The following is a 12,005-nucleotide window of genomic DNA, read 5'->3' on the forward strand; positions in this document are numbered from 1 at the left end:
TCAATAGGCTTAATACCCATGGCAAACAGTTCGTGTATGTTACCTGTTAAATCCTGCATGTTGCGCAGCGGTGAGATGCATCGCTTATACTTCCGGAAGGCAAGTGTGGGGAACTCCTGCTGCCACCTTCAGAATAACGTAGTATATCATATTTTCATTCTGGCGTTTCTGTTACTTTTGGGGAGATGCCAGGCTGCAGGGGCTCCGGCGCAACTGCAGCAATATCGTACCTAACGCAATTAAGCTTTTAGAATACTAAACCAGCTACCGCATGAAGCCATACTTTCTCCTCACCCTGTATCTGTTTATACTTTCCGCGTGCGGCGAAAAACAGGAAAAGATACAACCTACGGTGGAGGACATCACAGAAGCTGTCTATGCATCCGGCGTGGTCAAGAGCCGCGATCAGCACCAGGTGTTCCCGACGGTGAGCGGGGTGATACAGCAGATTTATGTGACGGAGGGCGATGTGGTGAAGAAAGGCGATCCGCTGCTGCGCCTCGACAACGAGGCTGCGCGCCTGAGCACCGAGAACGCCCGCATCGCGGCTGAGTACTCCAGCGTGCGCGCCAACCAGGAAAAATTACGGGAGGCGCAGGAAGCGATTGACCTGGCGCGTAGCAAAATGCGCAACGACTCGCTGTTGCTGGAGCGCCAGCGCAACCTGTGGGCCAGCCGTATTGGCACCAGGGTAGAGCTGGAGCAGCGGGAGCTGAGCTATCAAAACGCCGTCACCTCCTACAAATCGGCCAAACTGCGCTACGACGACCTTAAAAAGCAACTCGAATTTGCGGCCCGCCAGTCGCAGAAGAACCTGCAGATAAGCCAGACCATGTCTGATGACTATACCGTGAAAAGCGAGACGGGCGGCAAAGTATACGACGTGCTGCGCGAGCCGGGCGAACTGGTGAGTCCGCAGACGCCGGTGGCCGTGGTGGGCAGCGCCGATGAGTTTCTGCTGGAGCTGCAGGTGGACGAGTACGACATAGCTCGTGTAAAGCCGGGGCAGCGGGTGCTGCTCAACCTCGACAGCTACAAGGGCCAGGTGTTTGAGGGGGAAGTATACAAAATCAACCCGGCTATGAACGAGCGCACCCGCTCTTTTACCGTGGAAGCCAGCTTCGTAAAAGCACCGCCCGCCCTGTTTCCCAACCTCACCACCGAGGCCAATATCATTATACAAGCCAAGAAAGATGCGCTGACGATACCCCGCGAGTACCTGGTAGAGGGCGGCTATGTGCTGACGGAAGGGAAGGAGAAGGTGCCCGTGGAAACGGGCTTGATGGATTACCAGAAGGTGGAGATTGTGAAGGGGATAACCAGGGAGGACGTGCTACTTAGACCGGCGCTATGAAAAGCAAACTGATCTATGACATTGCTAAATCGCTGTTGCTGGCGCGCTGGCGGCAGACTCTGGTGGCGGCTATCGGGGTTACCTTCAGTATTGCCATGTTTATTACGCTGCTTAGTTTCATGAACGGCCTCAACGACCTGCTGGACGGGCTGATCCTGAACCGTACCCCGCACGTGCGCCTCTACAACGAGATAAAGCCCAGCGAGAACCAACCGGTACTGGCGCACCCCGACTACAAAGGCGCTTACAACTTCATCAGCTCGGTAAAGGCAGGCATCACCCGGCAAGAGATCTATAACAGCGGCCCTATCATGCAGGCCGTCAAGAATGATCCCCGCGTGCTGGGTGTGGCGCCGAAACTTAATACTCAAGTGTTTTACAACGAGGGCACCATCGATATCTCCGGCACCATCAGCGGCATAGACGTGGAGGAGGAGATGCGGCTGTTCAACTTCCAGGACTACGTGACAACGGGTAAGCCCATGGATGTGAAGAACGTGGCCAACAGCATTATACTGGGCAAGGGCCTGGCAGACATCCTGGTGGCCGATATTGGCGATGTGGTGCAGGTCACGACGCCGCAGGGCGAGCGCTTTTCCCTGAAAGTGGTAGGCTATTTTCAGTCGGGCATACAGGAGATAGACAAGGTACAGAGTTACGCCTCCATCAGCACCACCCAAAAGCTGCTGGGCAAGCCCAACAACTACATCACCGACATACAGGTAAAGCTGCACGACCTGGACATTGCGCCCGCCATGGCCGTGGAGTACAGCAAGAAGTTTGGGGTGGATGCCGAGGACATCCAGACGGCCAACGCCCAGTTCGACACCGGCACCACCGTGCGCAGCATCATCTCCTATTCAGTGGGCATCGTGCTGCTGATCGTGGCGGGCTTCGGCATCTTTAACATCCTGAACATGATGATCTACGAGAAGATGGATTCCATTGCCATCCTCAAGGCCACGGGCTTCTCGGGCAGCGACGTGAACCGCATTTTCCTGCTTATTGCCCTGAGCATCGGCTTTTTCGGCGGCGCAGTGGGGCTGACGCTGGGGTTTATCTTCTCGGTGATTGTGGATAATATCCCTTTCAGAACGGCGGCGCTCCCCACCGTGGAAACCTACCCGGTAAACTATAGCCTGGTGTTCTATTTAATCGGAGGCTCCTTTTCCCTGATTACGACTTACTTTGCCGGCTTCTTCCCGGCCCGCAAGGCCAGCAAAGTAGACCCGGTGGAAATCATCAGGGGCAAATAGAAGTATACACATGCACGAGACCATACTTGAGGCAAAGCACATCAACAAGGAGTTCCACGACCCGGTGACGGTGAAGGTGCTGACCGATGTAACGTTTAAGGTGAATAAAGGAGAGTTTGTGTCGGTGATTGGCAAGTCCGGGAGCGGCAAGTCCACGCTGCTGTACATCCTCTCTACCATGGACACTGATTACGAGGGCGAACTGCTGATAGACAGCCAGCTGATGACGGGCAGAAAGGATATGGAGCTGGCCCGCATCCGCAACGAGAAGATTGGCTTTGTGTTCCAATTCCACTACCTGCTTAACGAGTTCACGGTGCTACGGAACGTGATGCTGCCCGGCCTGAAGTTGGGAAAGTATAGCGAGGAGGAGGTGGAGCACCGCGCCATGGAGCGTCTGAAAATGCTGGGCATCGGCCACTTGGCCCGGAACATGGCTTACAAAATATCGGGTGGGGAGAAGCAGCGCGTGGCCATTGCCCGCGCCCTCATCAACGACCCGCTGATACTGATGGGCGACGAGCCAACCGGCAACCTGGACGTGCGCAACAGCGAGATCGTGTTCGATATTTTCAAGGAGCTGACCGAGGCGCACGACCAGACCCTGCTCATCGTCACCCACGACCAAAGCTTTGCCGAGCGCAGCGGCCGCATCATCGAAATGGAGGATGGCCGCATCATCAGGCATTAGGCAGGTGGCAGTTATACTTTACATACTTCCTGTAAAGTATAAAAACAGGCTGTGCTTTGCTTTTCCGGAAGTATAGAGCGGTGTCCTCGCTTGCCTCCGGCAAGCGTGCGCTATCTGGTGGCGTCCCGCCATGCAATAATGAAAGTATAAAGTATAGGGGGAAGTATAAAGTATAAATCTAAGCCTAAGCGGCCTGACACTGTGATTTATACTTTACTGGCCAGAACGGGATAAACAAATAAACTGCGAATTTTAGCTCGCCCTAACTTATGAAGGGCAGCACCATCTCATTCACTTTCTTTGTCATCCTAAAAGGAACTTGAGAGATGGGCTATGAAGCCGAGGCTACGGGGAAGTATATGTTCCCTAACTACCGGGTCCAACCACCCCTGACCCCTCCTTGGCTAAGGCGGGGAGTCTGTTTTTGCTGGTGTTGAAGTATAAGTTTCATTTCCCCAGTTCTTGCGCGGAAAGGTCGCGACTTGTCCCTACACGTGTAAACCCACCCCAGCCCCTCCGAGGAGGGGAGTTATACTTACTACTCTCTTGTCATCTCGAGCAGGGCGAGAGAGCTATCGGGAATTCTCTTCAGATCTCTCCCAAAGGTCGAGATGACAGTAGTGGCAGCGGCTATCGAACTTGTTCCCAGCCTTTGGGTTGAGCGCCTTCTAGATTTCCGGTTTCGCTTCAGCGAAATTGCGACGTCAGGAGCAAAGGAAATGTAGACAGCGCGATGCCCGAAGGCGAGGCCTCCCGGCCTGGGAGGGCAGAAAGCCAGAGATGCAACGATAGCTTATGTAAGTCTGGAGGATGAACGGTAGCTTGAAAAGTAAAGCTTGGCTCATGCTGCAGGAAGCGAAGGCTGTAGAAGTATAAACTTAAGTATAAGATGCATAGCCATAGTGTAAGTATGGCTTTTCAAGCCAGTTGGGTTGCAAACCCAACACCATAGAAAGGCACGGGTTGCAAACCCGCGCCAGCAATTAGTATATGCGGACTTGGAAGTCCGCAGCAGTATTGGTTCCGGATAAGGGGGCCGGAACAGCGGAAAGATGTATAGCCGCAAGTACGAGTATAAAGTATAGCTCAGGTATAAACTAAAGAATTCTAAAGTATAAAACCATCTGACGTCAACCTTTACCACCCACTTCCGCCGCTGCAAACCCTGCCTTTATAGCACTTTCTAAATATAGGACAACCTTACAAAATTCCCCTTTCTGAAACTGTTAGAGTTGCATCCAAGTATCAATATATCCAACGTGTTACAAGTATGTTTCTGCACAAGGGGTATGCGGTTGCACGTTTGGAGCATATCAAACTGAAATTTAAACAACGTAAACTGAAAACAAGCTTATGCTGGCAATGAACTATCGTGGGCCCAAGCGGGTCCGTATCGATCAAAAACCCATACCCGAGATTCTGCATCCTGAGGATGCCATTGTTCGGGTAGTCCGCTCCTGTATCTGCGGCTCCGACCTCCACCTCTATAACGGCAACGTACCCGATACCCGCGTGGGCTCCACCTTCGGCCACGAGTTTGTGGGCATTGTGGAAGAAATCGGCTCAGACGTGCATAAACTGAAAGTAGGCGATAAGGTGATTGTACCTTTTAACATCTCCTGCGGTAGGTGCGCCTTTTGCAAGCAGGAGCTCTACGGCAACTGCCACGAGTCCAACTCACAGGCGACGGCCGTAGGAGCTATTTTCGGCTACTCACATACCGCCGGTGGCTACAACGGGGGCCAGGCAGAGTATGTGCGCGTGCCTTACGCGGATGTAGGGCCCACCATCATCCCCGAAGGTATGGACTGGGACGATGCCGTGCTGCTGACCGACGTGGTACCAACCGGCTACCAGGCCGCCGAGATGGCGGGTATACAGAAAGGCGACACCGTGGTGATTTTCGGTGCCGGGCCTATTGGTATTATGGCGGCCAGGTGCTCCTGGCTCTTTGGTGCGGGGCGCGTTATTATAATAGATAAGGAGGATTACCGTCTGGAGTTTGCCCGCAACTACTCTCAGTGCGAGGCCTATAACTTCATGGACATGGAAGACCCGGTGGTGTTCGTGAAAAAGACCACCGACTGGATGGGTGCTGATGTCTGCATCGACGCTGTGGGGGCGGAGGCTGCCGGAAACGTGCTGCAAACCATCACCGGCCGTAAGCTGCTTTTGCAGGCGGGTTCGGCCACAGCGTTGCACTGGGCTATCAACTCTGTGAAAAAGGGCGGCATTGTATCAATTGTGGGCGTGTACGGACCAACCGATAACCTGGTACCAATTGGTAACGTGGTGAACAAGGGCATTACCATCCGGGCTAACCAGGCCTCAGTGAAGCGCCTGCTACCGCGCCTGATCGACCATGTGCAGAACGGGATCATCAAGCCGAAGCAGCTCATCACGCACCGCGTGCCGCTGGAGGAAGTGGCAGACGCCTACCGCATGTTCTCTGAGAAACTGGACAACTGCATTAAACCCGTTCTTATTCCACCATCTGCTCACGAGTAAAACAAACTATTATGGAAGAACAAGCAAAAGACTATTCGCATATAAATGGCTGGGGGATAGACGCCGATCCGAAAAACGACCCGACGTATCCCATGAAGCGCCGCACCAACGAGGAGCATAAAGGTTACTCCTGGGAGCGGCCCCCACAGCAGCCCATCACCATGGAGGTGCTGCATTCTATTGAGCGACCCAATGTATCGGCTGTGTACGGTACGGCCATGCCACCGAGCGGCCTGAGCGGCATGATTCGTAGGTTTGCCTTTAAGCACAGCGAGAACAGCTACCTGCACTGGCTGCCGCTTCTGGTGGCCGACCGCGTTAACGTGGTGGAGGGGCTGATAGAGGATGTGGCTGAGGGCAAGGTGCCCAACATATTCTCGGAGAAGGGCTACTCTGCCGACTGGGACCATAACCGCAGCGGCCTGGCCGTGCGAGCCGCCATAGGGGCGGCCGTAGTAGGGGCTGTTGTGTTAATGTGTGCGGGGGAGAAGAACCGTAAAAGATGGTTTAATCAATTGATGGACCGTTAAACCTTCCCCAATCCTGTTCACAAGAGAGCCATCAGGTGCTGTAGTATCCTGATGGCTCTTTTTTATACTTTCAGATCGTTGTGCTTGCGTCCAGAACTTACCTGGGATGGGCGCCAGGTCTCCGGAAAGTATAAAGTCCAAGCATAGAACTCAAGTTGCGATCTCCTACTTTAGTGCAGGTATAAACTCATTCTTGATCCCTCTGAGGTAGGCTGTATTATGCTGCTCACAATCGCTCTAAACAATTTGTCATACTTGGTAGGAAGAGGAGGGCTCCTTAGCCCCGGGGGGCAAGCCTGTACGACATACTACCAAGCTCCTTTCAGGATGACAAAATGAAGGGGATGAAACGACCATGCCCCCAAGCAGGGAAATTAAATAATATTTGCAGAATCTCCCCACCTTAGGAAGATCGCTGTTCTGGTTTAAAGTATAAACCGGTACTGTCAGAGGCCTTGCGCTCTACTCGGGTTTATACTTTCAGATCAACCTTCACTTTCTGGTGAGCCGGCTTTGCGTTTAGCGTAGGCATACCGGATATACTTCTCGATGGAGATTATGACGAGCAGCACGACTCCGGCTCCGAAAATGCGCAGCACCTGCCCTGCATCCAGCGGACTAGAGCCAAAGAGCATGTTCATGAACGGGGTGTAGATAAAGAGCGCCTGGAAGAAGAACATGGTACCAATGCCGTAGTACACCCACATGTTTCTAAAGAACCCGATTTGGCTCATGGGGCGCACCAGCGAGCGGCAGTTAAGCAGGTAGAACGACTCCAGCACCACAAATACCGTAGTGGCTACCGTCTGCGCTTCGGAGCTTGTGGCGCCCTGATCCACTTCATACAAGTATAAGCCGTAGGCCGCTATCAACAGCAACACGCCCACCAGCAACGTCCGCATGATCAGGTCAAAGGTCAGGATAGGTTCGTCAGCCGGTCGTGGCGGGCGGTTCATGATACCCGGCTCCTTGGGCTCAAACGCCAGGGTAAGGCCCAGCAGCACGGAGGTCGTCATGTTAATCCAGAGCAGGTGAACGGGGGGCAGGGGCAGCTGCGAGCCCAGGATAACGGCCGTAAGTATAACCAGCCCCTCGCCCAGGTTGGTGGGCAAGGTCCAGACGATAAATTTGGTCAGGTTGTCGAACACGCTTCGGCCTTCTTCCACGGCTTCTTCTATGGAGGAGAAGTTGTCGTCGGTAAGCACCATGTCGGAGGCATCTTTGGCCACATCTGTTCCGGTGATACCCATGGCAATGCCAATGTTAGCCTGTTTCAAAGCCGGGCCGTCGTTCACGCCGTCGCCGGTCATCGCCACGATATGGTCGCGGGCCTGAAGGGCTTTCACCAGGCGCAGCTTCTGGTCAGGGGCTACCCGCGCAAAAACCGCTACTTCCTCCGCCACGGTCTCCAGTTCCCTGTCCTCAATCTGCTGCAGTTCCTTGCCGGTAATGGCTGCCAGTTTCCCGTTCTCCTCCCGACCTCTCAGGCCAATCTGGCTGGCTATGGCAGCAGCTGTTACGGCGTGGTCGCCGGTAATCATTTTAACCTCTATACCTGCACGCTGGCACAGCTTTACGGCCTCCACAGCCTCTTTGCGGGGCGGGTCTATCATTCCCTGCACTCCCAGGAAAGTGAGGCCGGAGCTGGTGGTGTCATGCGTAATATCATTCAGCCCCTCTGCGGCTTCGGTCATGGCGAAGGCCAGCACGCGCAGTCCCTCCGAGGCCATCTGCTCCACCTGCCCGTTTATTTCTTCCCGGTCCAGTTCGGCCAATTCACCGTTGGGGAGCAGGACGTTTTCGCAGCGATCCAGCACTGCCTCCAGCGAGCCTTTCAGGTATAGCACCGGGCGCTCGCCGTGGTGCAGCGTGGCCATATACTGGTACTCCGACTCAAAAGGAATGGTATCCTTGCGGGGAGCCTCTTTCTCTAAGGTAGCAAGCTCCAAACCAGCCTTCCGCGCGGCCACCAGCAAAGAGCCCTCTGTCGGGTCGCCCTCTATGGTCCAGTTGCCTTCCTTCTCCTTCAGGGAGCTATCGTTGCAGAGCATGCCGGCGCGCAGGCATTGCGCCAGGGCTTTGTTACCGCTCAGGTCCGCTGGCTTTTCATCTTCCCGCACCTCGCCCTCGGGGCGGTAGCCAAGCCCGGTTACCTCATACTTTTTACCGCCTGCAACAATCTGCTGCACCGTCATCTGGTTTTCGGTGAGGGTACCGGTTTTATCTGAGCAGATAACGTTGGTGCTGCCCAGGGTTTCCACGGCCACCAGCTTGCGGATGATGGCGCGCCGCTTGGCCATCTTAGATACACCCAGCGCCAGCATAATGGTAACGGCCACAGGCAATCCCTCCGGAATGGCACCTACGGCCAGGGCCACTGCCACCATAAACGTATCGCCCAAGGGGGCGCCCCTGAAGTACTCCACGGCAAACACGGCTGCGGAAAGGCCAAGGATAACCCAGAGCAGGAGGTTGCTGAATTCCTTTATCTTGCGGGTAAGGGGCGTTTCCAGGTCCTGGGCGCTGGCAATGGATTCCTGTATCTTGCCTACCTCGGTTTTATCGCCGGTGGCGGTTACCACGCCCGTGCCCTGGCCATAGGTTACCACCGTGGAGGAGAAGCCCATGCCTATGCGATCGCCCAGCACATCATCCGCAGCAACAGGCGTGTCGCGCTTCTCCACCGCTACCGACTCACCCGTCAAGGCTGATTCGTCTACTTTCAGGTCCCGGGCCCGCACCAGGCGCACATCTGCCGGAAACTTATCGCCTGACTGTACGAGCACGATGTCTCCGGGCACCAGTTCCTGCGCGTCGATTTGCTGCTTTTTGCCGTTCCGGATTACCTGTGCCCTGGCTGTCATACTTTTAGCCAGGGCATCGATAGCCTCCAGCGCCTTGGTTTCCTGTATGTAGCCAATGATGGCATTTACCAGCACCACAGCGAAGATAACCATGGCATCCACATACTCGTGCAGCAGGATGGTAACCACGGTGGCAGCCAGCAGAATATAGATGAGTGGCTGATGAAACTGCAGCAGGAAACGCACAAGGGCGCTCTGCTGCTTTTTAGGCGTCATGACATTGCGGCCGAACTGCTCTCTTCTCTGCTCTACTTCCGCATCGCTCAAACCCTCGTCCGGGGAAACTTGTAACAAATCCAGCGCCTCAGCCGACTCCAGGCTGTGCCAGGGGTGCTGCTTTTCGAGCTTCAAGGATGCACGGCTAATGTTTTTCTCTTTTATAGTTTCAGGCATAGTAGGTAGTAGGTCGTGTTGCGTAGTTGTCAAGGATTCTTAGGTCTTACGATGAGGTAAAGTATAAAGCTATAGTTCAATTACATGTCGTTAAGGTACCTTTAAAGTGTCTGGGTAAAATGATAACTGCCGAGGGAGGCAAGCTTCATAGCCGAGACAAAGACCAGAGCCTCAAAACAAAAGCGCAAGATATTGCTTTTATAAGTAGGGTCTAATGGTCCCGGTAAGCTGGAATGGCTGGCACGCTGTTAGTTTGCCTGCTATTCATAACTAAAGCAACTTCACAGAAAGTATACTTTTTTAAAGTACAACCGTATACAAGTATACTTATACTTGTGCGTTCCAGAAAGTAGGAATTTTATCCTACAGACCCGTCAGTTCTAAGACAGGTCATATCCACATACAAATTTCAGGCATTGGCTGCCCCGAAGGAATGAGATTTATCAATCTTACAGTTGATAAATGCCATCATTAACAGCCACATAATCAATTAATTTTGAATAGATAAAACATTGAAATCATAACTCAATTTGTATAAACCAAAGCTAAATATAACCATGAAGACACTACTAGTTCCTATCGATTTTTCGGATAATTCGCTAAGAGCTTTTGAGTATGCCGTTGAACTGGCCGCCAGATCAGAATCTGAGATCCTGCTGCTCCACAGCGTGGAGGATGCTTCGCTGCTGTCATCTCTGAACACCGATAAAATGGATGAGAAGAAAAGCGCAGCGCAACAGAAACTGGAAGCTATGGTGGCCACCCTGAACAGAGAAGATGTTCTGGTGCGGTTTGAAGTTAAAGATGGCGGGGCGGTAGGCGAGATCGTTGAGGCGATTGAGGAGAATAATGTGACGCTGGTGGTAATGGGCACCGGCGGGGCCAAGAACTTTTCAAGGAAAGTGTTTGGCACCACCACTGAGGCCATTGCCAAGCAGGGACTTTGCCCGGTACTAGCCATTCCGGAGGGAGCGGAGATTAGGCCAATTGAACATATCGTGTATGCCGCCGACTTCGAGAACGGCGACCAGGTAACCACCATGCAGCTGCTAAACCTGAAGGAGCTGCTGAACGCCACCATCACCTTCCTGCATATCAAGAGCGACAGCCAGCCCGATTACATCGACGATGAGTACATCAAATCGAACCTGGTGGCGCAGTTCCCGGAGGCGGAGCTGAACTTTGTGGAAATCGCTAACAAAGATGTGGCAGAAGGTATCTCCAATTACGTGCAGTCAAACGAGACCAGCCTGGTGGCCTTCACCATTCTTAACCGCATGTTCTGGGAGCGCATTTTCCATAGCAGCGTTACCTCGCGCCTTTTGCAGACACTCAGGATTCCGATGCTGGCCCTGCCTGAAAACGGAAACCTGCTGAACCTGCGCCGCAAAGAGCGTTCAGAGGCTGGCAGGGTATAAGCCCCAGCTGGCTGAAAGTATAAAAAAGTATAGCCCCGGCCTATTTAAAGGCCGGGGCTATACTTTTTTATACTTGCCTATACTTTATTGGGACAGGTAGGCGCCGTCCACGGCATAATAGGCCCCGTTCACAAAGGATGCTTTCGGCGAGCTTAGCCATACCACCAGCTCAGCTACCTCTTCGGCTTCGCCCAGTCTGCCAATGGGGTGCATTTTCACGAGCGCCTGCAAGGTTTCCTCGCCCAGGTTCGTAATCAGAGGCGTGTTGATGAAAGCCGGGCCAATGGCATTGATGCGAATACCTTTGGAGGCGTACTCCAGGGCACCGGTTTTGGTAAGGCCCACCACGCCGTGCTTAGCCGCCACATACCCCGATGAGTTGGCAAAGCCCACCTGCCCGAGAATGGAGGAGTTGTTCACGATGGCGCCGCCGCCGTTCTGCAGCATCTGCCTGATCTGGTAATGCATGCAGTAGAAAACGCTGTTCAGGTTGATGTTGATGACCTTTTGCCAGCCCTCGATGCTCATATCACCCACCGGGTTCGACTCGCCCCCGATGCCGGCGTTGTTAAAGGCAATGTCCAGCCTGCCGAAAACGTTCACCGTCTGCTGCACCAGTTGCTCGCAATCCTGCGGATTAGAAACATCGGCTTTCACGAAAATGGCTTCGCTGCCCATTCTGGTTATCTCCTCCACCACTTGTTGCCCTTTGTCCTCTGCAATGTCCGATACTACCACTTTGGCGCCTTCGCGGGCATAAAACAGTGCCATAGCCTTCCCAATGCCGGAGGAGGCCCCGGTAACCAACGCTACTTTGTCTGCTAACTGGTTTGTTCCATTTCCATTCATAGTTCAGTTATTACTTTATACTTTATAAGAGATTTATTTTTCGGGTAAAGTTCTGCAAACGCCTATACTTTGGAGATGACGGCGGTCAGGCCGGAAAATGCTTTTTGTCATTAAAACAAAGTATAGCTTAAGTAAACTTTCA

8 protein-coding genes are annotated in these 12,005 nt (G+C 53.4%); 6 read left to right on the forward strand and 2 right to left on the reverse strand.

Annotated features, from left to right (window positions below):
• The first annotated feature begins 271 nt into the window (after positions 1 to 271).
• The 5 genes from BM040_RS16090 to BM040_RS16110 all read left to right on the forward strand — a co-directional run bounded on the left by BM040_RS16090 (position 272) and on the right by BM040_RS16110 (position 6,339).
• Positions 272 to 1,354: an efflux RND transporter periplasmic adaptor subunit gene (locus BM040_RS16090; protein ID WP_092103642.1), complete on the forward strand. Its 1,083-nt coding sequence runs from the start codon at positions 272 to 274 to the stop codon at positions 1,352 to 1,354.
• Positions 1,351 to 2,610: an ABC transporter permease gene (locus tag BM040_RS16095; RefSeq protein WP_092103645.1), complete on the forward strand. Its 1,260-nt coding sequence runs from the start codon at positions 1,351 to 1,353 to the stop codon at positions 2,608 to 2,610. Before BM040_RS16090 ends, BM040_RS16095 begins: the two co-directional genes overlap by 4 nt.
• 10 nt (positions 2,611 to 2,620) lie before the next feature.
• Positions 2,621 to 3,301 carry an ABC transporter ATP-binding protein gene (locus tag BM040_RS16100; protein ID WP_092103647.1) on the forward strand — a complete coding sequence of 227 codons (681 nt, stop codon included), beginning with the start codon at positions 2,621 to 2,623 and terminating at the stop codon, positions 3,299 to 3,301.
• 1,353 nt (positions 3,302 to 4,654) lie between these two features.
• The gene (locus tag BM040_RS16105) at positions 4,655 to 5,809 is read left to right on the forward strand and encodes a zinc-dependent alcohol dehydrogenase (protein ID WP_092103649.1); all 1,155 of its coding nucleotides are present in this window, start codon (positions 4,655 to 4,657) and stop codon (positions 5,807 to 5,809) included.
• Between the two features lie 11 nt (positions 5,810 to 5,820).
• Entirely contained in the window at positions 5,821 to 6,339 is a 519-nt protein-coding gene (locus BM040_RS16110; RefSeq protein WP_092103651.1) for a hypothetical protein, read from the forward strand.
• Between the two features lie 485 nt (positions 6,340 to 6,824).
• Here the strand turns inward: BM040_RS16110 and BM040_RS16115 are convergent, their stop codons facing one another.
• On the reverse strand, positions 6,825 to 9,596 hold the full coding sequence (locus BM040_RS16115) for a cation-transporting P-type ATPase (RefSeq protein ID WP_092103653.1): 2,772 nt from the start codon (positions 9,594 to 9,596) through the stop codon (positions 6,825 to 6,827).
• Between the two features lie 557 nt (positions 9,597 to 10,153).
• On the opposite strand from BM040_RS16115, the gene BM040_RS16120 reads away from it, so the two are divergent.
• Positions 10,154 to 11,014: a universal stress protein gene (locus BM040_RS16120; protein WP_092103655.1), complete on the forward strand. Its 861-nt coding sequence runs from the start codon at positions 10,154 to 10,156 to the stop codon at positions 11,012 to 11,014.
• An 84-nt stretch (positions 11,015 to 11,098) separates the two neighbouring features.
• Here the strand turns inward: BM040_RS16120 and BM040_RS16125 are convergent, their stop codons facing one another.
• Complete coding sequence (locus BM040_RS16125) at positions 11,099 to 11,863, reverse strand: SDR family NAD(P)-dependent oxidoreductase (protein ID WP_092103657.1); 765 nt, start codon at positions 11,861 to 11,863, stop codon at positions 11,099 to 11,101.
• Positions 11,864 to 12,005 lie beyond the last annotated feature (142 nt).

The sequence above is a fragment of the Pontibacter chinhatensis genome, assembly GCF_900113285.1.
GTDB lineage: Bacteria > Bacteroidota > Bacteroidia > Cytophagales > Hymenobacteraceae > Pontibacter > Pontibacter chinhatensis.

Excerpts from the sequence above, each read along its gene's own strand:
- BM040_RS16115 (WP_092103653.1), bottom strand. The coding sequence starts at position 9,596 with ATGCCTGAAACTATAAAAGAGAAAAACATTAGCCGTGCATCCTTGAAG.
- BM040_RS16110 (WP_092103651.1), top strand. The coding sequence starts at position 5,821 with ATGGAAGAACAAGCAAAAGACTATTCGCATATAAATGGCTGGGGGATA.
- BM040_RS16125 (WP_092103657.1), bottom strand. The coding sequence starts at position 11,863 with ATGAATGGAAATGGAACAAACCAGTTAGCAGACAAAGTAGCGTTGGTT.
- BM040_RS16100 (WP_092103647.1), top strand. The coding sequence starts at position 2,621 with ATGCACGAGACCATACTTGAGGCAAAGCACATCAACAAGGAGTTCCAC.
- BM040_RS16105 (WP_092103649.1), top strand. The coding sequence starts at position 4,655 with ATGCTGGCAATGAACTATCGTGGGCCCAAGCGGGTCCGTATCGATCAA.
- BM040_RS16090 (WP_092103642.1), top strand. The coding sequence starts at position 272 with ATGAAGCCATACTTTCTCCTCACCCTGTATCTGTTTATACTTTCCGCG.
- BM040_RS16120 (WP_092103655.1), top strand. The coding sequence starts at position 10,154 with ATGAAGACACTACTAGTTCCTATCGATTTTTCGGATAATTCGCTAAGA.
- BM040_RS16095 (WP_092103645.1), top strand. The coding sequence starts at position 1,351 with ATGAAAAGCAAACTGATCTATGACATTGCTAAATCGCTGTTGCTGGCG.